General features: G+C 68.1%; 21 protein-coding genes and 1 pseudogene. 10 read left to right on the top strand and 12 right to left on the bottom strand.

Features of this window, described 5'->3' with window-relative positions:
* The first annotated feature begins 41 nt into the window (after nt 1-41).
* Nucleotides 42-941, top strand: a complete 900-nt coding sequence (locus FOH10_RS24435) for a DUF3558 family protein (RefSeq protein ID WP_143982488.1) — start codon at nt 42-44, stop codon at nt 939-941.
* A gap of 106 nt (nt 942-1,047) precedes the next feature.
* On the opposite strand, the gene FOH10_RS24440 is transcribed toward FOH10_RS24435, so the two are convergent.
* Nucleotides 1,048-1,383, bottom strand: coding sequence for a beta/gamma crystallin family protein (locus FOH10_RS24440; protein WP_143982489.1), 336 nt, complete (start codon nt 1,381-1,383; stop codon nt 1,048-1,050).
* 393 nt (nt 1,384-1,776) lie between these two features.
* Between FOH10_RS24440 and FOH10_RS24445 the strand changes: the two genes are divergently transcribed.
* Nucleotides 1,777-2,778, top strand: coding sequence for an alpha/beta hydrolase (locus tag FOH10_RS24445; RefSeq protein ID WP_143982490.1), 1,002 nt, complete (start codon nt 1,777-1,779; stop codon nt 2,776-2,778).
* Nucleotides 2,779-2,997: 219 nt separating this feature from the next.
* Nucleotides 2,998-3,474, top strand: a complete 477-nt coding sequence (locus tag FOH10_RS24450; protein WP_143982491.1) for a hypothetical protein — start codon at nt 2,998-3,000, stop codon at nt 3,472-3,474.
* A gap of 44 nt (nt 3,475-3,518) precedes the next feature.
* Here the strand turns inward: FOH10_RS24450 and FOH10_RS24455 are convergent, their stop codons facing one another.
* On the bottom strand, nt 3,519-3,794 hold the full coding sequence (locus FOH10_RS24455; RefSeq protein ID WP_143982492.1) for a hypothetical protein: 276 nt from the start codon (nt 3,792-3,794) through the stop codon (nt 3,519-3,521).
* A 267-nt stretch (nt 3,795-4,061) separates the two neighbouring features.
* Here FOH10_RS24455 and FOH10_RS24460 point away from each other — a divergent pair, with 267 nt between their 5' ends.
* Both FOH10_RS24460 and FOH10_RS24465 read left to right on the top strand, forming a co-directional pair.
* Nucleotides 4,062-5,861, top strand: a complete 1,800-nt coding sequence (locus FOH10_RS24460) for an HNH endonuclease signature motif containing protein (protein WP_143982493.1) — start codon at nt 4,062-4,064, stop codon at nt 5,859-5,861.
* A gap of 56 nt (nt 5,862-5,917) precedes the next feature.
* Complete coding sequence (locus tag FOH10_RS24465; RefSeq protein ID WP_143982494.1) at nt 5,918-6,364, top strand: SMI1/KNR4 family protein; 447 nt, start codon at nt 5,918-5,920, stop codon at nt 6,362-6,364.
* 28 nt (nt 6,365-6,392) lie between these two features.
* Here FOH10_RS24465 and FOH10_RS24470 read toward each other — a convergent pair whose 3' ends face one another.
* The 4 genes and pseudogenes from FOH10_RS24470 to FOH10_RS24490 form a co-directional block, all read right to left on the bottom strand.
* Nucleotides 6,393-6,611 carry a DUF397 domain-containing protein gene (locus tag FOH10_RS24470; RefSeq protein ID WP_143982495.1) on the bottom strand — a complete coding sequence of 73 codons (219 nt, stop codon included), beginning with the start codon at nt 6,609-6,611 and terminating at the stop codon, nt 6,393-6,395.
* Nucleotides 6,608-7,246, bottom strand: a pseudogene (locus FOH10_RS24475) (DUF5753 domain-containing protein). The gene FOH10_RS24470 and the pseudogene FOH10_RS24475 overlap by 4 nt, the downstream one beginning before the upstream one ends.
* Nucleotides 7,247-7,703: 457 nt before the next feature.
* Complete coding sequence (locus FOH10_RS24485) at nt 7,704-8,186, bottom strand: DoxX family protein (protein ID WP_143982498.1); 483 nt, start codon at nt 8,184-8,186, stop codon at nt 7,704-7,706.
* Nucleotides 8,187-8,214: 28 nt separating this feature from the next.
* A complete protein-coding gene (locus FOH10_RS24490; RefSeq protein ID WP_143982499.1) occupies nt 8,215-9,384 on the bottom strand; it encodes a serine hydrolase domain-containing protein in 1,170 nt (389 codons plus the stop codon).
* A gap of 254 nt (nt 9,385-9,638) precedes the next feature.
* Here FOH10_RS24490 and FOH10_RS24495 point away from each other — a divergent pair, with 254 nt between their 5' ends.
* The gene (locus tag FOH10_RS24495; protein ID WP_143982500.1) at nt 9,639-10,520 is read left to right on the top strand and encodes a sigma-70 family RNA polymerase sigma factor; all 882 of its coding nucleotides are present in this window, start codon (nt 9,639-9,641) and stop codon (nt 10,518-10,520) included.
* Between the two features lie 31 nt (nt 10,521-10,551).
* Here FOH10_RS24495 and FOH10_RS24500 read toward each other — a convergent pair whose 3' ends face one another.
* Nucleotides 10,552-12,069, bottom strand: coding sequence for a YfcC family protein (locus tag FOH10_RS24500; RefSeq protein ID WP_143982501.1), 1,518 nt, complete (start codon nt 12,067-12,069; stop codon nt 10,552-10,554).
* On the bottom strand, nt 12,066-13,427 hold the full coding sequence (locus FOH10_RS24505) for a M20/M25/M40 family metallo-hydrolase (RefSeq protein ID WP_244961362.1): 1,362 nt from the start codon (nt 13,425-13,427) through the stop codon (nt 12,066-12,068). The genes FOH10_RS24500 and FOH10_RS24505 overlap by 4 nt, the downstream gene beginning before the upstream one ends.
* Nucleotides 13,428-13,566: 139 nt before the next feature.
* Here FOH10_RS24505 and FOH10_RS24510 point away from each other — a divergent pair, with 139 nt between their 5' ends.
* Together FOH10_RS24510 and FOH10_RS24515 are read left to right on the top strand one after the other, a co-directional pair.
* Nucleotides 13,567-14,559 (top strand): LLM class F420-dependent oxidoreductase, encoded by a 993-nt coding sequence (locus FOH10_RS24510; RefSeq protein ID WP_143984300.1) that lies wholly within the window; start codon nt 13,567-13,569, stop codon nt 14,557-14,559.
* Between the two features lie 14 nt (nt 14,560-14,573).
* Nucleotides 14,574-16,112, top strand: coding sequence for a serine hydrolase domain-containing protein (locus FOH10_RS24515; protein WP_221937865.1), 1,539 nt, complete (start codon nt 14,574-14,576; stop codon nt 16,110-16,112).
* Here the strand turns inward: FOH10_RS24515 and FOH10_RS24520 are convergent.
* Nucleotides 16,082-16,891, bottom strand: coding sequence for an SAM-dependent methyltransferase (locus tag FOH10_RS24520; protein ID WP_029926598.1), 810 nt, complete (start codon nt 16,889-16,891; stop codon nt 16,082-16,084). The genes FOH10_RS24515 and FOH10_RS24520 overlap by 31 nt on opposite strands.
* 161 nt (nt 16,892-17,052) lie before the next feature.
* Here FOH10_RS24520 and FOH10_RS24525 point away from each other — a divergent pair, with 161 nt between their 5' ends.
* Nucleotides 17,053-19,200, top strand: coding sequence for a putative bifunctional diguanylate cyclase/phosphodiesterase (locus FOH10_RS24525; RefSeq protein WP_143982502.1), 2,148 nt, complete (start codon nt 17,053-17,055; stop codon nt 19,198-19,200).
* A gap of 6 nt (nt 19,201-19,206) precedes the next feature.
* On the opposite strand, the gene FOH10_RS24530 is transcribed toward FOH10_RS24525, so the two are convergent.
* Both FOH10_RS24530 and FOH10_RS24535 read right to left on the bottom strand, forming a co-directional pair.
* A complete protein-coding gene (locus FOH10_RS24530; RefSeq protein WP_029926596.1) occupies nt 19,207-20,160 on the bottom strand; it encodes a DNA polymerase domain-containing protein in 954 nt (317 codons plus the stop codon).
* Nucleotides 20,161-20,185: 25 nt separating this feature from the next.
* Nucleotides 20,186-21,094: a helix-turn-helix transcriptional regulator gene (locus FOH10_RS24535; RefSeq protein ID WP_143982503.1), complete on the bottom strand. Its 909-nt coding sequence runs from the start codon at nt 21,092-21,094 to the stop codon at nt 20,186-20,188.
* Nucleotides 21,095-21,167: 73 nt separating this feature from the next.
* Here FOH10_RS24535 and FOH10_RS24540 point away from each other — a divergent pair, with 73 nt between their 5' ends.
* The gene (locus FOH10_RS24540; protein ID WP_143982504.1) at nt 21,168-21,854 is read left to right on the top strand and encodes a class I SAM-dependent methyltransferase; all 687 of its coding nucleotides are present in this window, start codon (nt 21,168-21,170) and stop codon (nt 21,852-21,854) included.
* Between the two features lie 68 nt (nt 21,855-21,922).
* Here FOH10_RS24540 and fadD32 read toward each other — a convergent pair whose 3' ends face one another.
* The gene (gene fadD32, locus FOH10_RS24545) at nt 21,923-23,794 is read right to left on the bottom strand and encodes a long-chain-fatty-acid--AMP ligase FadD32 (protein ID WP_221937866.1); all 1,872 of its coding nucleotides are present in this window, start codon (nt 23,792-23,794) and stop codon (nt 21,923-21,925) included.
* Between the last annotated feature and the right edge of the window lie 16 nt (nt 23,795-23,810).

Below are 23,810 nucleotides of genomic sequence, written 5' to 3' on the forward strand. Positions count from 1 at the left end.
GCACCGATCACCCGCGAGCAGGGCTGGTGCGAGGGGGATACATGCGGAAGACCATGGTGATCGCCACGGCGACACTGTTCGCCGGACTCCTGTCCGGTTGCCCGAAAGACAGCCCACCGGAGCCTGATTCGTCCCCTTCCGCGGGCGCGTTCCTCGGCGAGTGCGGCGGCGCGCGCGACGACGACATCCGCACCATCACGGGCCTGCCCACCCTGGCGGCCGTCGCCCGCAACGGCCTCAAATGCGTCTGGGAATCACCCGGCCGGGACCGGCGGGTCATGTTCACCTGGTTCCGTGACAGCCCCATCGAACGCGAACGCACCATCGCCACCGTCAGCGGAAAGACCGTGGCGGACTTCTCCATCGACGGCTTCCACGGCTTCACCGCCAACGCGACGAGCCTGTGCCAGGTCGCGGTCCAGGACGGCGCGGACTTCTTCCACTGGCTCATCCTCGCCCCCGGCATCGACTGCACGGTCCTGCGGCCGCTGGCCCGGCTGACCGTGGACCGGGCACACGCCTGGGCACCAGCCCCCACGCAACCACCCGGACGCCTCGACGAACTACTCCACGAATGCACGGCGGTCCCGCCGGACGACATCATGTCGACCGTCGGCGAATCCGGCCGGTCGGAAATGTATTTCCATGGGGCCGTGTGCATGTGGCGCATCGGCGGACGCGTTGACCTGACCTTCGGCTGGCTGGAGAACGGCTCGATGGAACGGGAGGAGGGGATAGCGCGACAACTCGGCTACCAGGTCACCGCCATCACTTCTGCTGGCTGGCAGGGCTTTTCCCAACGTCGGCCGGGGCATCCCGCTACCTGCGGGGTCACCACCAGCGATTCGGGCGCGGTCACCTGGTGGGTACAGTCGGCCACCGGTGATCCGTGCGAGACTGCGGAGCGCCTGATGGCGTTGACGGTGCGGCGCAGGGTGTGACGGATCGATCAAAGCCGTTTCCGAACGTCTCCGCCGTGACGGATCACTGCGAGGCTGAACGCAGTGACGGACAGGATTCGACAGGTTCGTCGGCGCTGTTGTGCCTCTAGTAGCTCGGTGGCTGAACAAACACGACCTGTTGGTCTTGCGCGGGTGCGCCGGTCGACGAGGAACCGGCAGTGTCGACCCGGACCGAGGAGATGGTGTCGTTGAACGCGTCGCCGACGTAGGCGGTGTCGGTGGTGAATGTCGTACTCGCGCCCTGACAGTCGGCGAGGGCGTAGACGGTGACCGCGTATCCGGGTGCGACCTGCAGTGATGAGAGGGAGTCGTCGCCGACCTCGGATCCGGCCATGTTGTAGGTGCCGGTCTCGAGAGTCGCGCTCGCGCCGCCGTAGTCGCGGTCGGTGAACAGCTGAGCCTTGCCGGAAGTCGGGGGCATGCGGATCACCTCGGTCACGTGGAGGGTCGGATAACTGCCTATTGTCCCCGACACCGATCGAATACGCAGTGGAATCGCCCTCACCCGGACCGAGAGGTCGCGGCGCGGTATGCCGGGGACCCGGCCGCGACCGAAATCGTTGTCGCGGTGCGGCTCTCGCAGGCATCGCCCGCAAATCTGAACCTGACCCGTCCAGGCGCGCTCGATGGACAGTCCGTTGAAGTTCCCGAGTCAGTACTGCTGCCGATGATGCGACGTCGACCTCCCTCCGCCTGCCTGTGTGATCTGTTGCCGTCCGTTTGACAGCGCCCCACTCGAGGTTCCCAATTGGGCGTATGTCCAGATAATCCATGCTCCCGCCCGGGAGCAGCGTGTTTCCGCACAGGAGTGGTGATGAACCTTCGTCGTCTCGTACTCACTGCCATGTTCGCCGCCGCCTGCGCCGTGGCGACCGCCGCGACACCCGTCGCGCACGCCGAACCCGACCGGGTACCGGAGACCGTCGATATCGCCTGTGGCGATGCAGTCCGGCATCTGAACGCCGACTGGTACCTGCCCGACGGACCCGCCGGTGGCCTGATCTGGCTGCAACACGGTTTCGCGCGGAGCAATGCGAATGTGGCCAGCCTCGCCGAGCATTTCGCCGCTGCCGGATACGTCGTCTTCGCACCCTCGCTGCCGTTCATGGACCCGGCCGGATGCACCCTGCAGAACCTCGGCGACAACACCGGATTCCTCGGGAACATCGCCGACCTGTTCGCCACCGACGCCGAACCCACCAACTCGCTGGCGCGCAGCTTCGCGGCGGCTACCGCGACGGCGCACCGCCCGGATCTGCGACTGCCGCGGCAGACGGTCTTCGTCGGGCACTCCGCCGGCGGCGAGGCCGTCGAATACGTCGCGCGCCGACTGCACACCGACCACCCCGCCGCCTTCGCCGACCTGCGCGGACTCATCCTGCTCGACCCGGTGAAGTCCTTCCTCGGTGACAACACCGACCAAGCGCTCACCGATCTCGACCACACCGACCTACCGATTCTCGATATCGCCGCGAAACCCTCACCGTGCAATCTCTTCGGCGTCGGCACCGACACCCTCCAGCGATTGCTGCACCGCCGCTACCTCGGCATCCGCATCGGTACCGGTGTTCACACCGACGCCGAAGGCCCCAGCGGAGACACCCTGGGCGACCTGGTGTGTGGCGACCCGAAATCGGTGAACATCTCGACCCTGCAGACGCTCGCGGTCGGCTGGGCCACCGACTACTTCACCGGCACCAGAACCGCCGACTACTACCCCGCCCACGCGCCCGCCGCCGATGCCGCCGCCGCGCACTCAGCGGTCACCGACGTGGTTTCGGCCGCACCCGAGGCGGAGATCCTGACCGGGGCGTAGCGGCGGCTGCTCGGTACGCTGGCTATGCCCCGTATCAGGTTCCCGCAGAGCCTGGTCTTCGCCGCGGTCGGTCCAGGCGAGGAATCCGCCGACTACGTCCGTATTCGAATAGAAGTGGCCGAACGCGCCTCAGAGCCGAGTCTCGTGCGGTTCGAGATGGCTTCCACGTCATATTGCCGTCGCACCCGGTAATGGGCGGCATGGCAACGTGGTTCCAGGATGACGGCAACCACCATGATCGGAGTGTGTGTGGCGACGGATGACAGCACGCCTGTGGCATACCGGGCCAACCTACAGTTGACCGTGGACGGGGAGATTGTCACCGACTTCGGCGAACTCACTGAACGTCAATATATTTGGCTGTTCGCCCAGCGGCCGGGAATGTATATCGGGCGAACGTCGCTGCGGGGCGTGACCAGCTTCCTGGACGGCTACGACTATGCCGCCCGCAGATACGGTGGAGCAGGCTTGACCGGCTTCAGCGAATGGCTCATGAGCAACCATGAGGTCGGGGCGAATCTGACCTGGTGGACTCAGATCGAGCAGATCGCGCTCCCGGACCGGGATTTCCTCACCGAACTGACACCCGAACAGGAGGATCTCGTCCTTGAAGTCCTGTTCGATTTACTCGACCGGTTCCTCATCAAACGCGACAACGAGACATCGAGCATCCAATTCAGCCGTGTAGCTGACTGATTGAACGGCTGCGACGCGGCGGGCACTGGCGGACCTCCGCGAAGTCAGTGAGTCGGCTTGGTTACCCGACGACGGGATTCCGTCCGAATCCTGAAGGCGTTGGCCGCGGCCGGTAGAAGCTCGAAAACGTGCAGGATCTCGGAATCAGGCGTCGAGTCGATCCCAAGAGCGAAGTGAGGCCGGCCGTCGAGGGTCTGGAGGCTTATCCGGATCTCGGGGCCACCGGGATAGGCGATCAACAACTCGTCAACCGTGGTTTCTTCCTGCTGCGCCGCCTGACCCGTCCGCGCGAGAGTGACGGTGAAGGGCTCCATCTCCATGGCTGCTCCCGAACTCGGAGGGACGATCTTGGGTAGCTGCAATTCTTCCAGCGCACCCCTAACACAGTGCTGAGCGAACCGTGAGAGAACAGATAACACCTCCAGGCGGATTACGGACGACTCTGCTCGGATCATGAGGTTCGTCGATCGCATCCCATCGCACCGAGCATTCGATCAGCTTCGTGCCATATCGAAAGGTTGAATTTCTTCGGCATGTCGCTCTAGCTGGGGTTTCGTGTCGCAGTCGCGGACGGTAGATTCGAACACATGAGCGAAACCGTCGCGGTCGAGGCCACCAGCTACGAGCTGGTCGCGCGGCTGCGGGAGGTACACGCGCAGATCGCCGCCGCCCAGGCCGAGGAGGTGGCGTTGATGACGCGGCTGTATCGGCTGCGGCGCGCCCAGCAGCTCGAGGCCGGGGTCGCGGCACGGTATGCCGGGGAGTCGGCGGCGACCGAAATCGGTGTGGCGGTGCGGGTCTCGCAGCGCAGCGCGGACGGGCTGATCGCGCTCGGGATGGGATTGGGGCGGTTGCCCGCGACCCGGCGGGCGTTCGCGCAGGGACGGATCGATCTGGCGCGGGTACGCGCGATCCACGACACCCTGGTCAACGCACCCGACGACACCGTCGCGGAGTTGGAAGAGACGGTGGTCGCTCGTGCCGAGGGGTGTGATCCTGCGCGGTTGCGGCGCATCATCCGCAGGCGGCTGCTCGAGCTCGACCCCGCCGGGCAGGCGCGACGGCGTCGTGAGGCCGAACGCGAACGCTACGTGGCCGTGCGGGCGGCCGACGACGGCACCGCCCTGGTCGATGCCGTGTTGCCCGCGGCCGGGGGGTGGACGTTGTTCGAACGGTTGCGGGAGATGGCGGTCAGTCAGTGTTGTGCCGCTGATCCGCGCACGATGAACCAGCGGCGCGCTGATGCCTTGGTGGCGTTGGCCGACGGGCGCGGGCGACTGATCTGCGGCTGCACATTGCCCGAGTGTGCCCGCCGGGACCCGACCGTGCCGGTGCCGGTGGCGCGGCGGGCGTTGGTGCAGGTCGGTGTCAGCGCGGCGACCCTGGCGGGGGTGCAGGACAATCCCGGATTGTTGGCCGGGTTCGGGGCGATCGACGCCGATCTGGCGCGGCAGATCGCCCGCCACGCCCGCTTCCATGTGATCACCGAAACCAGCGACGAGATCCGTCGCGGCTCCGCCACATCGCACACGAGTGGCACCACACTCCACACGAGCGACACCATCGATCTCCACACTGCGGAGTCGCGGACTGCGACCGGGTCCACAGACACTGGCGTCGACACCGGCTCCGGCCCAGTGGCGACCCTGCCGGCTGGCCGCCGTGCACCGGCGGCGACCACACCCGCCGCCGCCCACCGCGCCTCGGCAAGCAGCGAATACGCCGACATCAATCCCGCACCGGCCGCAATCGAACCCACCAACGACAGCACCGCGGACCCGCCCGCACACCTCCCGGAACCCTCGCCAGCACCGGCGAACCCACCAGAATTGCGGTACCGGCCCAGCGCCACCGTCGCCACGCGTGTGCGGGCACTCGATGGAACCTGCCGGGCTCCCGGCTGCTCGGTCTCGGCCGCGGCCACCGACCTCGATCACCAACAGCCCTTCGACCACCACTCTCCCGTCACCGGCGGACCCACCACCGTGCACAACCTCGGCTGCCGCTGCCGCCGCCACCATCGCCTCAAGACCCTGGCCGACCACGGACTCAACGGGTGGACGGTCACCCACCATCCACACCGGCGCATCGAATGGCGCACGCCCACCGGCGATACGATCATCACCAGCCCCGAAGGCGCGAAATTCCTCTTCCCGCATACACCGGTGGCCGCGACACGGGTGGAACCCGTTGACCCACAACCCGATCCACCAGTACTGAACCCCGGCCCCGCGGTCAACACGCTCACCGAGCTACTCCACGTCTACATCCCGCCAGGGCGACGACACCTGCGCACTCACCGCGACATCCACCACACCGTCACTGTCGGAGGCACCCTGTGCAGCGTCAGCGGCTCCGATCGGTATACGGCGAGCCCACCCTTTTGAGGTAGAGCCGGGGGACATACCGGTCGATTTGCACTGGACAGGAAAAGACTGAAACGATGAAAGTCGGTCTCGAACATGCCGAAGCACCTGCGGATGCCGCTGATCTCGACCGGCTCGAGCGGCTGCTGGAGCGACCTCTACCCGCCGACTATCGTCGGTTCATGCTTGCTCACGGCGGCGGGAGAATGGAGCCGAATGATCAAGCCGTGAAAGAAGTCTTCAGCCTTCGTAATGGTGCACCCAACTGGCAGAGCCTGTGGTGGAAGTTGTCGGTGTTCAGCGAACGCTTGCCGGATTGGCTGTTGCCCGTGGCGGATGACGAGTACGGAAACCTCATCGCCATCTCGACTCGCCAGGAAGATTTCGGGTCAGTTTGGCACTGGGACCATGAGGGGGAGGACGATGAGGCGGATCCTCCTACCGAGAGCAATATCGAGTGGCGAGCCGCAGACTGGCGCGAGTTCACTCTCAGCCTCCGGGCGATCACGGGAGATGTCGAGTAGTGAGGGTCTACGGTCGGCCGTCACTCGCTCAAGTCAAACTCATGCCGGTATCGAATTCGCCGGTCTGCACACCCGTTACGAAGGCATCCCACTCGCCGGGGGCAAAGACCAGCGGAGGTCCCGCAGAATCCTTCGAGTCGCGAACACCAACTCGGCCACCGGCAAGGTAGGCAACCTCGACGCATTCACCGCTCCCATGACTGCGGCTGCTCTTGAACCATAGGGCTCCGGCTAGATCGCTGCTCACGCTTCGCACTCCTTGGCTAGCGACAGTATGAGTTGTCGGGATGTGTTCTCGTCCAAAGCTACCCGGCGGATCTGCGCGTATGCGTCGCGATAGCGCGTCACCTCAGGATCCCGTTCCAGATAGAGGTCACCCGCGTAGCCTTCCACGTAAACGACCGGGGGTTCCTGTAAGCCGGTAGCGGGTAGTTTGGGGAACTCCAGGAACACGAACGATCCCACGAGCGAGCCGGAATGCCCTGGAGCGTCGAACGGGATGACGCGAATGGATACGTTCGGTCGCTGCGCCATATCCGCGAGGTGCAGCAGTTGGCCCGCCATCACACCGGGGCCGCCGATTCGGTCACGGAGAACCATCTCCGAGAGCAGGACGTCCAGCTCGAACATGGTGTCTTCCAAGCGGACTCAACGGCGCATGGCGACCTCCACACGTTTCTCCACTTGGTCCTGCGGCAGGTTGGGCGTTTCCATCCAGATCACGGCGCGCCGGTATTCGGGAGTTTGGAGCATGCCGGGCACGATGGTCAGCTTCCACATTCTCAGCCTGATGGCGGCATCCTCCAGGCTCATGTAATGGTCGAACCCCGATCGCAGCCCATCGGCATAGGCTCGCCACCAGTTCTTTTCCGCCGTCGCCATGTCCTACGCCAAGCTCAGCATGAGTCGTCGGTCGTCGTCGCCGACGTTGTACGCGTCAGCCTCGCTATCGACGTGGCCGTGTTCTGGAAGTACCTGATTTGGAAGTGCGGCACTTCCGGAGCGGTTAGCGCAGCTGGATGTGCCAAATCAGGCCCGGTCGGGTGTCTACTGAGTTCACCCCGGATGGCCGGGAACAGCCGAAATCCACGAGCCGCAACACAACTCGGATCGCTGAGTGCGCCCACGCAGTACGGCGGTTCGGGGAACACGTGAAGTACCGGCCATCAGGGGCTCCATCACCCACACCACTCAGAGGTCAATCATGTTGGTAGCCACAGACAACCCGGGGGCGTTCGACGACTGCACGGCACCCGGCGCGGATCGCTGGAGGCGAGGAGCGTGCGAGTGGTGTACGAAGCCCCGCGGCGGTGTCGGTTCGCGGGGCGGTGGGGCGGCGTCAGCAGTGAGTCGTCACGCTCGGTGTCTTGACCTCGGTGCTGTCGGGGCGGCGGACGGGTGGGACTGCCTTGCCGAGCGAGGCGAGTACGCCGGTGGAGCCGGTTGGCAGCCAGGCGCGGGCGGCGAAGGTGGCGGCGGCGAACAGGATGGGCATGGCCCATTTGTCGGGGCCGTCGCCCACGGCGAGGTGGGAGACGGCGGCGCCGCCGTAGACGAAGACCAGTCCGGCGTAGGCCCATTCCTTGGTGCGCGGGTGGCCGGGGGTCAGGATGGCGGCCAGGGCCGCCACTTTGGCGGTGCCAAGGATGGTCGCGAAATACATGGGGTAGCCGAGGTGGTCGAACGCTTCCCGCACATAGGAGATGCGGGCGAGGTCCCAGTAGGAGCCGACGGCGGTTTCGGTCAGTACGGCCGCCACGGGCACCCATTTCGCGAATCGCAGTGCGCGGGAACGGAACTTCGAGGTGGTGGAGATGGTCATGTGAGACTCCTGGTTGTCGGGGTATGCGTCAGGCGGCACGAGCGAGGTCGGCTGACCGGGTGGCACGGTGCAGTGCGGCCGCCAGTCGGGCGTTCTCGGGGGCGTTGAAGGCGAAGGCGGCGCGGCGGCGGGTGTATCCGTAGGTGAGGCCGCTGTGCGGGTCGGCGAAGCCGTCGGAGCCGCCGGATCCGGTGTGGCCGAAGGCATGTGCGCCGAGGAACTGGTGGATCAGCCCCTTCGCTTCGAACCCCAGCGCGTACGGTACGGTACCGCGAACGAGATCGGTTCCACCGGAATGGATCTCGGAGACGATGGCGATGGTGTCCAGATCGAGCAGCGGCGGTCGCCCGTCGAGCCCGGTGATGGCCGCCGCGTACATCGCCGCCAGGCCGCGCGCGCTGCCGACACCGCCGGCCGATGCCTGGCCGAGTCGCCGGAACGTCTTATCGTTGGGCAGCGCCATGACGTCGGCCGGGGTGAAGCCGTGCGCGTTCAGGTTGTACGCGATACCCGCGATTCCATAGGGATTGGGGGAATTCGCCGCGAAGGCCGCCTCCATCTCCGCTGTCGACCGCCACGGCAGGATGGGCAGGTACCGGTGATCGAGGTCGGCGGGCAGGCCGAGGTACACGTCCAGGTCGTAGGGTGCGCGGACGCGCCGCTCGAACAGCTGCTGGATGGTGCTGCCGGTGATGGCGCGCACCACCTCACCGACGATGGCGTAGGTGACGAACCCGCCGTAGCCCTGTGTCGTGCCCGGCTCGAAGTAGGGCCGCTGCCCTACCAGCCGTTCGGCGACGATGCGATCGTCGGCCAGATCGGCGACGGTGAATCCGCCGTCCGCGCCGACCACGCCGCAGCGGTGCACCAGCACGTCACGCACGGTGATGCGGTCTTTGCCGACCGCGGCGAACCGTGGCCAGTAGTGAGCGACCGGAAGGTCGACATCGAGCACACCGTCCTGGATGAGCAGACCCACCACCAGGCCCGCCGCTCCCTTCGTGGACGAGTGCAGGCCGGTGACCGTGGTGTCGGTGACCCCCGGGCCCGACCACAGGTCGACCACCTTGCGGCCCCGCACGTAGGCGGCCAACTGCGCGCCGGACTCGCCGTCCTCCTCGGCCACCACGGCCTCGAATTCCGCTCGGACGTCGCCGAATCCGTCGGCGACGGTCCCGTGTACATCGATCGCGCTCATGAGAGTTCCTTCCGATAGACGAGTGATCCGCGCCTCCGGAAGAACGGTGTGCCCGCTCGCCGGTTGCGCCGGATCGTGTTCGGTGCACTGACGGACGCGATCGAGAGAACGTGACCTGAGGACGGAAAGACGCTGGTAGTCACGACTTCCGACCGGACGGCGGTGGGTCGGGTCGGCTGTCCGTGACAGCGGCGGGTCACACTCCCCGCCCGCGATTCGTCATCCGTGTGACGTTTCCGATCGAGGAGGACCCTGTGCGCGATGAACAGTTTCTGGCCGAGAAGTTCGACGAGCACCGCACCCATCTGCGCTCGGTGGCCTACCGCATGCTCGGCTCGCTCACCGATGCCGACGACGCCATCCAGGAAGCGTGGCTGCGCCTGGCCCGCACCGACGCCTCCGACATCGGCAATCTCGGCGGCTGGCTGACCACGGTCGTCGGGCGGGTCTGCCTGGATATGCTGCGCTCACGCAAGTCTCGCCACGAACAACCGCTCGAGGCCGAACATCTGCCCGATCCGGTTGTCCTCGCGGACGCTGCGGTCGACCCGGAACAGCAAGCGCTGCTGGCGGATTCGGTAGGATTGGGACTGCTCATCGTGCTCGAGACACTGAGCCCGGCCGAACGGCTCGCGTTCGTCCTGCACGATATGTTCGCCGTGCCCTACGAGCAGATCGCCCCCATTGTGGGCCGGACCCCGCAGACCGCGAAGAAGCTGGCCAGCCAGGCGCGCCGTCGAGTCCAAGGCAGCGTGCCGACCCCCGACCCGGACCGTTCCAGGCAACGCCGCGTCGTCGACGCTTTCCTCGCGGCAGCCCGCCAGGGCGACTTCGACGAGCTGCTCCGCATACTCGACCCCGGCGTGGTGTTGCGCGCCGACTCCGCCGACGCCCTGCGCGTGATTCACGGGGCGACCGCGGTGGCGGGCATGGCCGCGACGTTCCAGCGCATGACGGCCGCGTGCACCGTCCACCCCGCGATCGTCAACGGTGGCGCCGGGCTGGTCAACACGCTCGACGGCAAGCCGTTCTCGATCATGAACTTCACGGTCGTCGGCGACCGCATCGCCGCCATCGACCTCATCTCCGACCGCGACCGCCTCAGCCGCCTCGACCTCACCGCAGTCGTCGGATAGCGGTCTCGGACCCGCGCAAACCGCTGAGCTGTCAGCCGATCCAGGCCCCCACCGCCAGAAACACACAGATCAGCACGAAGAGAATCCCCATGAGTGGACCCACGAACCGGACGTAGCGGTCGTAGCGCACCTTCGCCAGGGCGATGCCGCCGGTGACCACGGCCGTGGTGGGGGTGACGAGGTTGGCCCAGCCGGAGGCGGACTGCCAGGCGGTGACGACCAGGGAGCGGGGGACGTTCGCGAAGTCGGCGAGGGGGGCCATGATGGGCATGGCGAGGGTGGCGTGGCCGGAGGTGGAGGGGATGAGGAAGGCGAGGGGGACGTTCACCAGGAAGACTCCTACCGCGAAGAAGGCGGAGGAGGTGCCGGTGACGACGCCCTCGAGGGCGTGTAGGACGGTGCTGGTGATCTGGGTGTTGTTCATGATCACCGTGACGCCGCGGGCGAGGACGATGACGATGCCCGCGCCGACGAAATCGCCGAAGCCCTTGCCGATCTCCTCCGTCATGCGGGTTTCGCCGAGGCCGCCGACCAGGCCGATCACCACCGCGCCCACCAGGAACAGGGCGGTGAGTTCCGGGAAGTACCAACCCAGTTCCCACGGGAACGGTGTGGCGTCCGGGCCGTCGATCACCTCGGCCCACGGGATGATGGAGAAGATCATGAAGGCGAAGGTCAGCATCACCAGCCACAGCACGGCCTGCTGACGGCGGGTCATCGGGTTCGGTTCGTGGTCTTCGGCTTTCACCTCCCGGTCGCCGGGTTGCCAACCGGACCACGACTTCTCGGGGTCACGCTGGACGCGGCGCGCGTACCAGAGCACGTAGGCGACGGTGACCGCGGTCAGCACCACCAGCATGACTAGGCGCAGCACGATGCCGTCACCGATGGGGATGCCCGCCGCCGAGGACGCGGTGCCGGTGGCGAACGGGTTCACCGTCGAGCACAGCACGCCGACGCCCGCACCGCAGATGATCGCGCCGACCGCGGTCATGCGGTCGTAGCCCAGGGCCAGCATGAGCGGCACCAGCAGGGCGTAGAAGCCGAGGGTCTCCTCCGCGAATCCCTCCACCGTGCCCGCCAGGGCGAAGACCACCATGATGCCGACGATCAGCAGGAAGGAACGCCGCCGCAGGGCGTAGGCCAGGCGGCCGATACCGGTGTCGAGCGCGCCGGTGCCGAACGCGACGGTGATGAAGGCTCCGACCGCCAGCACGAACAGGAATACCGCCGCCGCGCCGTAGAGCGCACCCGACATATCGGGGCCGACCTGGCCGGTCGCATCGTCCTGCACGCCGTAGAGACCGTTGATGGGAGCCAGGAACAGATCCCGCAGCCGGTCGCCGAAACCCTGCGACTCGTCGAGGCGGTGATAGGTCCCGGCGACGGGGCGGCCGGTGTCGTCGTGGTCGTAGGTCCCCGGCGGAATCACGAAGGCCGCCAACCACACCAGGACCGTGACGCCCGCGAGGATCGTGTAGGTGGACGGGAACGTCCACCTGCGCTCGTGTTCCGGAGATGCGGGATCGGCGGTGGCGGTATCGCTCATCGGCCCGCCCGTTCGGCGAAGGTGCGGGCGAACAGTCGGAAGAACTCCGCCTCCGCCACCGCCACATTGCGCAGCTCGCTGAGCAGCACCCGCTCGTTGTAGCCGTGCATGTTGCACTTGGCGTCCTCGACGCCCAGCATGAGCACCTCGGCGTGCGGCGCGGCCGCGGCCAGGGAGTTGGTGAGCGGAATCGAACCGCCCATGGCGGAATCCACCGCGTCGGTCCCCCACGCCTTCGCCATGGCCGCGCGCATGGCGGCGTAGGCGGGGCCGTCGGTGCCGGCGGCGAAACCGGTGCCCACATCGCCACCGCTGACCGTCAGCGGGATGCCGAAGGGCCGGGCCCGGCGCAGATGCTCGATCACCGCGCGCTGTCCCTCGGCCGGGTCCTGCTCCGGATGCACGCGAACGTTCAGATAGGCGCGGGCGTAGGGCACCACCGCCGAGGCGGCGGTCTCCACGGCCGGGGCGTCGAGTCCGATCACGGTGATCGCCGGGCCGTACCAGATCCGCTCCCCGATGGGTCCGGTACCGAGCAGCGGCATATCCGGCGTCATCCCGGTGATCTCCGCGAATTCGGTCTCGGTGTAGTCGGCTCCGGTCCAGGTGTCGCGGCGCAGTCCGGGCACCGCCACATTGCCGTCGGCGTCGTGCAGGGTCGCCAGTCCGGCCATGAGCGCCAGCAGGGCATCCGGTGCGGCCCCGCCGAATTGGCCCGAGTGCACGGGCGCGGCCAGCGTCCGCACTTCCACGAAGACATCGGCCACCCCGCGCAGCGCGGTCACCAGGGTCGGCGTGCCCGCCCGCAGATTGCCCGCATCGCAGATGAGCATGGCGTCGGCCTGGAACAGCTCGGGATGCGCGGCCGGATAGTCGTCGAAGTCGGAGCCGTACTCCTCCTGACCCTCGATCACCACGATCACGCCCACCGGCGGGGTGCCGCCGTAGGCGCGCAGCGCGGCGATATGGGCGATCACATTGGCCTTGCAGTCGGCCGCGCCGCGGCCGTAGATCGCGCCGTCCCGCTCGGTCGGCCGGAACGGCGGGGTGTGCCACAGTTCCGCGTCACCCGGCGGCTGGACGTCGTAGTGCGCGTACAGCAGCACGGTCGGCGCGCCCTCGGGGGCGGGGATGCGGCCGTACACGACCGGGGCGGTGCGCGGCAGCTCGAGGACTCTGATATCGCCGATTCCAGCGGATCGCAATTCTTCGGCAACGAGGTCGTGCGCCCGCTGCACATTCTCCCGCGGGTAGTCGGGGAAGGCGATGGAGGGAATCGATACGAGCCGCACGAGCTTGGCTTTCAGCTCGGGCATGAGGGCGTCGACGGTGGCGGCGAGATCGGTGCGAGGCTCCACGATTTCCCATCGAACCACCTTGCCGGCAAATCTCAGCAAACCTGTGGCGAGTTTTATGCAACGGAGATCGGAGCTCCGGCCTTGTAGCGTCGGAACGGCAGACTGGAACGACAGCGGATCACACATGAAGGAGATATCCGTGCGCTTCGGCATCTTCGTCCCGCAGGGCTGGCGGCTCGACCTGGTCGGAATCGACCCGGCCGAACAGTGGGCGGTCATGCGCGATCTCGCGCGACGCGCGGACGCCAACCCGGATTGGGAGTCGATCTGGGTCTACGACCACTTCCACACCGTGCCGGTGCCCACCGAGGAGGCCACCCACGAGGCGTGGACGCTCATGTCGGCCTTCGCCGCGAGCACCGAGCGGGTGCGCCTGGGCCAGATGTGCACAGCCATGGCCTACCGCAATCCGGCCTACCTGGCGAAGGTCGCCGCCACCGTCGACCATGTGTCGGCGGGCCGGGTGGAGATGGGCATCGGCGCGGGCTGGTACGAACACGAGTGGCGCGCCTACGGGTACGGCTTCCCACCCGCCGGTGAGCGCCTGGGCCGCCTGCGCGAGGGCGTGGAGATCTTCCGGCAGGCGTGGAGCACCGGCGCGGCCACCCTGGACGGCAAGTACTACCAGGTGAACGGCGCGATCGTGCGGCCGCTGCCGATCCAGGAGGGCGGTATTCCGCTGTGGATCGCGGGCGGCGGCGAAAAGGTGACGCTGCGCATCGCCGCCCAGTACGCGCAATACACCAATTTCGCGGGCGAGCCGGAGCAATTCGCCCGCAAGTCCGAACTGCTGCGCGGCCACTGCGCCGAGGTGGGCACCGATTTCGACGCCATCACCCGCTCCTCGAATTTCAATGTGGCCATCGGCGCGACCGAGGCGGAAGTGGAGGACCGGCTGGCGGCGCTCGCCGCGCGCCTGACCCCATTTGTGGGGGCAGACAATGCGCAGCAGCAGGTCAACGATATGTTGCGGGGCACCGCCGCCGTCGGCACCCCGGAACAGGTCGTCGAAAATCTGTCCCGCGTACGCGGACTCGGCCTCGGATATGCCATTCTCAATTTCCCGGAGGCGGCCTACGACACCTCCGGAATGGAGTTGTTCGAGCGCGAGGTGATCCCAGCGCTGCGCTGAGATCGGGAGAAGGTATGCGGAAACTCGCGGACACGGTGCGGATCTCGGGTTCGGCGGTCCTCGCCGTGATCGCGATGCTGCTGTTGCCGGCCCTGCCGCCGACGGTCGCGGTGGCGTCGGCACAGACCGGGGAGGTCGATCCGGCCGAGGTCGACCGGTTCCTGACGGACTATCTGGCGCGCACCGGACTACCGGGCGCGGCGATCGCCCTCACCCACGGCGACCGGGTGGTGCACGTGGCGGGCTACGGCCGCGACTCCACCGGCGCGGCCATCACCGCCGACACCCCGATGCCGGTGGCCTCGCTGAGCAAATCCTTTGCGGCGCTGGCCGTCATGCAGCTCGTCGAGGCGGGCCGGGTGGATCTGGACGCACCCGTGCGGCGGTATCTGCCCGAGTTCGGCATGGCCGATCCGCGCGCCGAGGCGATCACGGTGCGGCAGCTGCTGAACCAGACCTCGGGCATGTCCGACCGCGCCTTCCCGGATCTCAAACGGCCCCAGGCGCATTCCCTCGCCGAGGCGGTCGATCGGCTGCACGGCGCGGCGCTGGCCGACGAACCCGGCACCGACTACCACTATCACAATCCGAACTACCAGGTCGCGGCGCGCCTGGTGGAGATGGTGAGCGGCCAGCCGTACGCGGAATACCTGCGCGAGCGGGTCTTCGGGCCGCTGGGCATGGACGCGAGCACCACCGTGAACCGACCGCGGGACGCCGACCTGCCGCGCGGCCACATCCGCCTGTACGGGAAGGCGATCGCGGTCCCCGAGATCGACTGGTTCGTGGGCGGCAGCCACGGCATCGTCACCACCGCGGCGGATCTGGCGCAGTGGCTCATCATGCAGAACAACGGCGGCCGCGGGGCCGGTGGACAGCAACTGGTCTCCCCCGCCGCCGTCGACCTCATGCACACCCCGCCGCGCGGCTCCCACTACGCCATGGGCTGGCAGGTCGACGACACCGAACCCGGACGGCTGCACCACACCGGGTCCTGGTTCACCTACACCGCCGAGCAGGTGCTGCTGCCCAAGACCGGGTACGGCATCGTGGTGCTGACCGATATGGGGATGGCGCTGGAGTCGGACCCGTCGATCATCGCCGACGGACTGGTCGACATCGCCCGGGGCGACCAACCGACGGTGCGGCGACCGGCCGGAATCTACGCCGACTGGGGACTCGCGGCGGCCACCCTCGCCGTGGCGGTGCTGGCGGGTATCGCGGTCGCGCGCTCGCGCCGCTGGGCGCACCGGCAGCGCGAGATGTCCCTGCCCGGTTGGCTCATCGTGCTGCGGCAGCTGCCGTATCTGACGGCCGTGCCCGTACTGGCCTTCCTGCCCGGACTGGGCAGTTTCGTCTTCGCCGGACGGGTGGGCGGCTTCCAGCACGTGCTCTACGTGTTCCCGGCCGTGCTGGTCTTCCTGGCCGTCGCGGTGGTCGCCGGGGTCACCGTCATCACCGCGCGCGCCGTCCGCCTGTGGACCACCCGGCCCCGGCGGACGGACGACGCGACGGGTTCGGCTCAGCCGTCCTTGCGGGCGACGCCGCCGTAGGCGCCGGAGCGCCACGGCTCCGCACCGACATCGGCCGGATTCTCCGGCCGCCACAGCGGCAGGTGCACCAGCCCGGGCTCGATCTGCGTCCAGTCGCCGAAGTAGGTGACGATCTCGTCGCGGGTGCGCAGCGAGATCTCGGTGGAGGTGCGACCGGACAGCTTCTGCCCCTCCAGCACCTCCGCCGGCTGCCCGTCGGCGGTGGCGTGGGTGATGGCCACGTAGCTGCCGGGGACACACGGCTTCAGCAGGCGCGCGACGGCACCGGCGGGATCCGCCTCGTCCGGGACGAAATGCAGCACGCCGAGCAGCAGCACCGCCACCGGCTTCGAGAAGTCGATGAGTTCGCCGACCACCGGATCGGTCAGGATGCGCTCCGGATCGGCGACATCGGCCTGAATGATCCCGGCATTCGGATTGCCGTCCAGAATCGCGATACTGTGCGCCACCGCGACCGGATCGATATCCACGTACACCACGCGCGCCTCGGGATTGCGGGCCTGGGCGACCTCGTGCACATTTCCGACGGTGGGAATTCCCGAACCCAGATCCAGGAATTGGGTGATGCCCTCGTCCACCAGGAAACGCACCAGGCGGCGCAGCAGATCCCGGTTCGCACGCATGGTTTCGGCGATATTGGGAGTGAATGCCTCGATCTGGCGCGCCAATTCGCGATCGATCTCGAAATTGTGCATGCCGCCGACGAAGTAGTCGTATACGCGGGAGGCACTGGGACGATCCAGATCGATCCCCTCGGGAGCCCAACTCGGCCTGGTCATCGCGAACCCTTCTGACAGCGAAAAAGTAAACACATCGTTCGCCTCGTTCACACCATTCACCCGGAACGGTTGTGATTCGCCACGAACAATCAAGCGCCGCAATGGTATCCCAGCGGGAGGTGATTCGCCGCCGTACGAGGGTAGGGCTACGATCGATCCCCATGGCGTGGGAAGCCGGGGGTGAGCGGTACTCGGGCGGCCCACACGCCGACCTCGTCGAGCAGTGGGTCGCCGCACTCACCCGTGGCACGCGCGATCACGTGGTGCCGATGAGTCGTGCCGAGACCCGGACGCTGCTCACCCGATTCGCCCGCGAACTCGACGCCGCCGCGCGGGATCCGGCATCGGATCGGCGGATCGCGGAACTGGGCGCGGAACTGGCGCGGGCCCACTTCGTGGGCGACGAGGTGCTCGGGCGCAGTGTCGCCGTGCTCGAGGAGTACTTCGCCGAGATCGCCGACGACGTCCCCGCCGACCGGGTGGCCATGCTGCTGGCCGCCTTCACCACCGGCTACGTGCGCGCCTTCCGCGCCTGGCTGCTGGCCGAACAGGAGAGCGTGCGCGTCGCCGACATCACCGCGCGCCGACTCGTCGAACAACGATTACGCGAGAGCGAGGCCCGCTTCCGGGCGGTCTTCGCACAGGCCGGAATCGGCACCGGACTCTCCGATATGACCGGCCGCATCATCGAGGTCAACACCGCGTTCGCGCAGATGCTCGGCTACACCCCCGCCGAGATGCTGCGCCTGTCCGTCACCGATCTGGGTCACCCCAGCGACGATCCCGGCATGTGGCAGCTGTACTCGGGGGTGCTGCGCGGCGATCTGGACAATGTGCAGCTGGAGAAGTGCTATCCGCACAAGGACGGGCACGGGGTCTGGACCAATATCAATGTCTCGCTCATCCGCGACGAGCGCGGCGAACCGCAGTACACCCTCATTCTGGTGGAGGACATCTCCGAGCGGCGGGCGTTGCGCGAGCGGCTGCACTACCGCGCCAATCACGACCAGCTCACCGGACTGGCCAACCGCACCCGCTTCTTCGACGCCCTGACCACCGTCTTCGCCGACCCAGGCGTGCGCGTCGGGCTCTGCTACGTCGACCTCGACCACTTCAAGACCGTCAACGACACCTTCGGCCACGCGGTGGGCGACGAACTGCTCGCCCAGGCCGCCACTCGCCTCACCACCTGCGCCACCGGGCCCGGACAGCTGGTGGCCCGGATGGGCGGCGACGAATTCGTCATCCTGGTGCCGCACAGCGGCGGCGCGGACGAGGTGGCAAGCCTGGCCCGCTGCGTGCTGGACGCCTTCTCCCGTCCCTTCCACGTGCACGGCTACCGGCTGTCGGTCACCGCCAGCGTCGGCGTCATGGAGGACCGCGCCGGACACACCACCGCCGAGGAACTGCTGCGCTCGGCCGACTCCAGCATGTACTGGGCCAAGGCCGCCGGGCGCGGCCGCTACGAGATCTTCGACGCCGCCCGCAGCCACCGCGAGCACACCCGCGTGGAACTCACCGCCGCCATGCCCGACGCCCTGGCGCGCGGGGAGTTCTTCCTCGACTACCAGCCCATCGTGGCACTGGACGGGTCGGGCATGGTGGCGGTGGAGGCGCTGGCCCGCTGGCGGCATCCCGAACTCGGCATCCTGCCACCCGCCCGCTTCGTGGACCTGGCCGAGGACAACGGCCATATCGGCGCGCTGGGCTCGCTGGTGCTGAATCTGGCCATCGCGGACAGCCGGGCGTGGAGCGAGCGCTACCCGGCGCTCACGCCGCTGGTGAGCGTGAACGTCTCGGCCACCGAGGTCTCCGATCCCGCCTGGCTGGACCTGGTGCAGCAGGCCATCGCGGACAGCGGACTGAAACCCGAACAGCTGCAACTGGAACTGACCGAACGCGCCTTCATGGCCACCACCGGGCGGCCGCTGCACGCGCTGCGCACGCTGGCCGAATCCGGGGTCCGCATCGCCGTCGACGATTTCGGCACCGGCTACTCGAATCTGGCCTACCTCGGGCGGCTGCCGCTGCACACGGTCAAACTGGCGGGCCCGTTCGTGCGGCACCTGCGCACCCCCGATGCCATGGAGGCGGCGGATCTGCGCATCCTCGAGACGATCATCGCGCTGGCGCACGATCTCGGGTACACCGTCACGGCCGAGTGCGTGGAGACACGACATCAGGCCGACCAGCTGCACGCGCTGGGATGCGATACGGCGCAGGGGTGGTACTTCCACCATCCGATGCCCGCCGCGCGAATCACCGACCTGCTGGCCGAGGCGGAAGAGGCGGCGGCGCACCGGCTCTGACCGCGGCTAACTCTCCCGCTTCGCCCGAGCCCGACGCTTGCCCTCGTGCATGGCCTGCACCCGTGCCACCGGAATGGTGTGCCCCTCCTCGAGCAGATCGGCCGGAATCCGTTGCGGCGCGGGCATGTTCTCGGCCCACGGGTCGCGGTCGCCGAGGGTCTTCGGCACGGTGTGGATGGTGAAGTCGCGCGGATGGACACTGCCGAGATCGGCCCAGTCCACCGGGAAGGACACCGTCGTGCCCGGACGGATGCGGGGGCTGTAGGTGGAGACGACCGTGGCACCGGCCGCCCGGGTGGAGTCCAGGAATACCTTGCCGCCCCGGTCTTCTCGAATGAAGGCGGTGGTGGCCAGCGCCGGATCGAGCCGTTCGGCACGGGCGGCGATGGCCCGGGTGACCGCGGCGGCGTCCTCGATGGGCAACCCCGGCTCGATCGGGACGAAGATGTGCACCCCCTTGGAGCCGCTGGTCTTCACGGCCCCCGCGAGCCCGTCGGCGGCGAGGGCGGCGCGCACGAGTTCGGCGGCCCGCACCACCACCGCGAAATCCTCGCCCGCCGGAGGATCCAGATCGAGGATCAGATGCGTCTGCCCCAGGCTGTGGTCCACCGGGACGAGGGTGGGGTGGTACTCCACCGCCCGCTGGTTGCCGAACCACAGCAGGGTGCGGATGTCGTCGCACAGCGCGTAGGTCACCTCGCGATGGGCGCTGTCGGCCCACAGGGTCACCCGGTTGACGAAGTCCGGCGTGTACTTGGGCAGGTTCTTCTGCATGAACGGGTCCTGCCCCGGTCGCACCCGGACCACCGACAGCGGCCGGTCGTGCAGCTGCCGGATCAGCCGGTCGGCCATGGCCTCGAGGTAGTCGATCAGGTCCCGCTTGGTCGCGTCCGCGCCGTCGAAGAGCGCGACGTCCAGGTTGGTCAGCCGCACACCCCGCCGGGTCTCTTCGGTGCCCATCGCCTCACTGTAACGGTGACCACCGTCATGCGGTGGCCACCCGATCCCGCCAGGCCCGCGGTGGCATGCCGTTCTCGCGCCGGAACACGCGGGTGAAGTAGCCGGGATCGGCGATGCCGACCCGGCGCGCCACCTCGGTGACGGACAAGTCCGGGTCGGACAGCAGGCGGCGCGCCTCGCTCATCCGGCGCTCGGTGATCCAGTCCTGCACGGTGCGTCCGGTGCGGCGGCGGACCAGCGTGGTGAGGTAGGCGGGGGTCATGCCGACGACGCGGGCCACATCGCGCAGCGACAGCGGTTCGCCGAAGCGCTCCTCGATCACGTCGAAGACCTCGGCCAGCACGGTCTCACCGCTGCGGCGCAGCTCGCCCACCACATCGGCGGCCAGCCGCGCCACGTCCACCAGCAGCAGGGTCAGGTGAGCGGTGGCGGCCTGCCGGTAACCGGCTGGGCGGGTGGACAATTCCGTCTCGATGGCGGCGATCGCGCGCTCCCACGTCGGCTGCCGGTCCGCGGGGAGGCGCAGGCGCAGCAGGCCGCCGGGGCGGCCGTGCAGGAACGGGTAGAGCAGCGGGTGTCCCCGCCAGGCGGGCCAGGGCGCGCGGCCCTCGCCGCCCAGGATCGCCGGATCGAAGAAGAGGCCGCGGGCGTCGGTGAAGGTGTGGGTGTCGGTGGTGTCGACCACCTCACCCAGGCCGACCACGAAGATATCGCCCGCGCGCAGCTCGAACCGGCGACCGGCGGCGCGCAGCAGGCCGCCGTCGCGGATCACGTAGAGCAGCACCGGGAACTCGTGGATGTGGGCGTGACCGGGGGTGGGGCGCGTCGACCGGGTGAAGCGGGCGACCGACAGCGGGGGCATCGCCGGATCCGACCAGTAGCGGTACACCGGCACCCCCGCCGCGTAGCGGACCGGCAGCGCATGCTCGGACATGTAACGAAAGATAGTCCCATTACTGCCGAGAATCGACCAATTCACCAGAGCATAGAGACCACACCATGGAGGCATGACGAAAAATAATCCCGCTTCGGATACCGATATCGTCCGTGCGATGGGCAACCGGCAGGACTATCTGCCCGCCGCCGGGCGCAACGGCCTGCTGCCCTTCTACGATCTGCTGACCCGGGCACTCGGCGTCCCTGCGGTCCATCGCACCCTGATCGCGCGTGCCGGGCTGCGGCCGGGCGCGCAGGTCGTCGAAATCGGATGCGGCACCGGCAATCTCACCGTTCTCGCCAAGGACACCCACCCGGGCATCGAGATCACCGGCACCGATCCCGATCCCCTCGCGCTCGCCCGCGCCGAGCGGAAGGCCAAGGGCCGCAGCGGGATCGACTTCCGGCACGCCTACGCCCAGGACCTGCCCTTCCCGGACGCCAGCGTCGACCACATGCTCTCCGCCTTCATGCTGCACCACCTCCCCACCGACGTGAAGTCCGGTGCGGCGGCCGAGGCACTGCGCATCCTGCGACCGGGCGGACAGCTGCACATCGTCGACGTCGGCGGCCGCATGACCACCGCCGACGGTTTCATGGCCCGGCGCATGCTGAAGGGCGGTCACGTCACCGACAATCTCGGCGACGGCATTCCGCGCCTGCTGCGGACGGCCGGATTCGACGCCGAGGAGATCAGCTCCACCGTCACCCGCCGCCTCGGACGCGTCACCTACTACCGGGCCACCCGCCCCGCATAGCGCACCCGCCACGCGAGAAAGGGGCGCGGGTCACCCCGCACCCCTCTGCTCACGACGGCGATCCGCGCTCAGTCCGCCTGGTCGGGGAAATCCTTCTGCTGGTATCCCCCGCGCAGCGTGCCTTCCACATACGCCGCCCGGCAGGCCCGCCGCGCGATCTTGCCGCTGGAGGTGCGGGGAATCGAGCCCGCGGGCACCAGCAGCAGATCGCGCACCGTCACGCCGTGGCGCTTGGCGATCGCGGCGCGCACCGCCTCGGCGATGGGCTGCGGATCCAATTTCGCCGCGCCCGTACCGCGTTCGGCGACCACCACGAGCACCTCACCGGATTCGCCGGGGCCGGATTCGACCTCGGGCGGCAGCTGGTCGGCCGGAACCGAGAAGGCCGCGACGAAGCCCGGCCGCAACGCGGTGCTGGCCTCCTGCGCGGTGTACTCCAGATCCTGCGGATAGTGGTTGCGGCCGTCCACGATGACCAGATCCTTGACGCGGCCGGTGATGTAGAGCTCGCCGTCGAGATAGGCGCCGAAATCCCCGGTGCGCATCCACTTCGCGCCCGGCGCGGTGCCCTCGGCGTGACTGCCCATGGGCTGGCGGGCGGTCAGGGTGTTGTGGAAGGTCGCGATCGACTCCTCCGGCCGACCCCAGTAGCCGATGCCCATGTTCTGGCCGTGCAGCCAGATCTCGCCGACCTCACCGTCGGGGCGTTCCTTGCCGTTCTCCGGGTCCACGATCACGGCCCATTGCGACAGCGCCACATAGCCGCAGGACACCTGGGCCACGGCGCTGTCGGCGTCCGGCTCGACCGGCGTCATGCGCCCGGCATTGAGCTCCCCGCGGTCGACGTAGACCACGCGGGCCTCGTCCTCGCGCTTGGTGGCCGAGACGAACAGGGTCGCCTCCGCCATGCCGTAGCAGGGCTTGATGGCCGTCCTGGGCAGCCCGTAGGGCGCGAAGGCGTCGTTGAACTTCTTCATCGACGCCACCGACACCGGTTCGCTGCCGTTGATCAGGCCGATCACATTCGACAGGTCCAGCTCCTCGCCCGGTTTGGGCAGACCGCGCAGGGCGGCGTGCTCGTAGGCGAAATTCGGTGCCGCCGCGAAGATCTCGGCTCCGTCCTGCTGCGCCGCCAGCTCCTTGATCCAGCGGTACGGACGGCGCACGAACGCGCTCGGCGACATGATGGTGATGAACTTGCCGCCGATAGTCGGCAGGATCACCGTCAGCAACCCCATATCGTGGAACAGCGGCAGCCAGGTGACGCCGCGCGCGTTCTCGGTGATGCCGATGGCGTCGATCATCTGCAGCAGGTTCGTCGCCACCGCCCGGTGGGTGATCTCCACGCCCGCGGGGGTGCGGGTGGAGCCGGAGGTGTACTGCAGGTAGGCGACGCTGTCGATGTCGAGTTCCGGGCGCACCCAGGTCTGGCCGACGGTGTCCGGAATCGCCTCCACGGCGAGGATGCGCGGCCGCTGCGGCGCGGGCAGGTGGCGGAACAGCTCCCGCACGCCCGCCGCCGCCGAACCGACCGTGAGGATGGCCGTGGGCTCGCAGTCGCCCAGCACCGCGTGCAGCCGATCCGAATGGCCCTGCTCATCCGGATCGAACAGGGGTACGGCGATATTCCCGGCGTAGACCGCGGCGAACATGCCGACGATGTAGTCCAGGCCCTGCGGGGCCAGGATCGCCACCCGGTCGCCCGGCCGCGTCACCTGTTGCAGCCGGGCCGCCACGGCCCGTAACCGGACGCCGAACTGCCGCCAGGTGAGCTCGTGGTACTCGCCGTCGCGTTCCCGCGAATAGTCGATATAGCGGTAAGCGAGATCGTCCTGATTCGTCTCGCTGTGTTTGTCGACGACGTCGATCAGGGTCCAGTCGCCCGTGATCTTGATATTGCCGTGCTCGTCCAGATAGTCATCGAAGGTCTCGCCGATCATTCCCTATCCTTTTTCA

This window comes from Nocardia otitidiscaviarum (genome assembly GCF_007362295.1).
Classification (GTDB): Bacteria; Actinomycetota; Actinomycetes; order Mycobacteriales; family Mycobacteriaceae; genus Nocardia; species Nocardia otitidiscaviarum.

Coding starts and splice junctions, on each gene's coding strand:
- FOH10_RS24465 (WP_143982494.1), top strand. CDS start 5,918: ATGAAAGTCGGTCTCGAACATGCCGAAGCACCTGCGGATGCCGCTGAT.
- FOH10_RS24485 (WP_143982498.1), bottom strand. CDS start 8,186: ATGACCATCTCCACCACCTCGAAGTTCCGTTCCCGCGCACTGCGATTC.
- fadD32 (WP_221937866.1), bottom strand. CDS start 23,794: ATGATCGGCGAGACCTTCGATGACTATCTGGACGAGCACGGCAATATC.
- FOH10_RS24450 (WP_143982491.1), top strand. CDS start 2,998: ATGACGGCAACCACCATGATCGGAGTGTGTGTGGCGACGGATGACAGC.
- FOH10_RS24435 (WP_143982488.1), top strand. CDS start 42: ATGCGGAAGACCATGGTGATCGCCACGGCGACACTGTTCGCCGGACTC.
- FOH10_RS24455 (WP_143982492.1), bottom strand. CDS start 3,794: ATGGAGATGGAGCCCTTCACCGTCACTCTCGCGCGGACGGGTCAGGCG.
- FOH10_RS24460 (WP_143982493.1), top strand. CDS start 4,062: ATGAGCGAAACCGTCGCGGTCGAGGCCACCAGCTACGAGCTGGTCGCG.
- FOH10_RS24525 (WP_143982502.1), top strand. CDS start 17,053: ATGGCGTGGGAAGCCGGGGGTGAGCGGTACTCGGGCGGCCCACACGCC.
- FOH10_RS24530 (WP_029926596.1), bottom strand. CDS start 20,160: ATGGGCACCGAAGAGACCCGGCGGGGTGTGCGGCTGACCAACCTGGAC.
- FOH10_RS24520 (WP_029926598.1), bottom strand. CDS start 16,891: ATGACCAGGCCGAGTTGGGCTCCCGAGGGGATCGATCTGGATCGTCCC.
- FOH10_RS24540 (WP_143982504.1), top strand. CDS start 21,168: ATGACGAAAAATAATCCCGCTTCGGATACCGATATCGTCCGTGCGATG.
- FOH10_RS24515 (WP_221937865.1), top strand. CDS start 14,574: ATGCGGAAACTCGCGGACACGGTGCGGATCTCGGGTTCGGCGGTCCTC.
- FOH10_RS24500 (WP_143982501.1), bottom strand. CDS start 12,069: ATGAGCGATACCGCCACCGCCGATCCCGCATCTCCGGAACACGAGCGC.
- FOH10_RS24535 (WP_143982503.1), bottom strand. CDS start 21,094: ATGTCCGAGCATGCGCTGCCGGTCCGCTACGCGGCGGGGGTGCCGGTG.
- FOH10_RS24490 (WP_143982499.1), bottom strand. CDS start 9,384: ATGAGCGCGATCGATGTACACGGGACCGTCGCCGACGGATTCGGCGAC.
- FOH10_RS24440 (WP_143982489.1), bottom strand. CDS start 1,383: ATGCCCCCGACTTCCGGCAAGGCTCAGCTGTTCACCGACCGCGACTAC.
- FOH10_RS24445 (WP_143982490.1), top strand. CDS start 1,777: ATGAACCTTCGTCGTCTCGTACTCACTGCCATGTTCGCCGCCGCCTGC.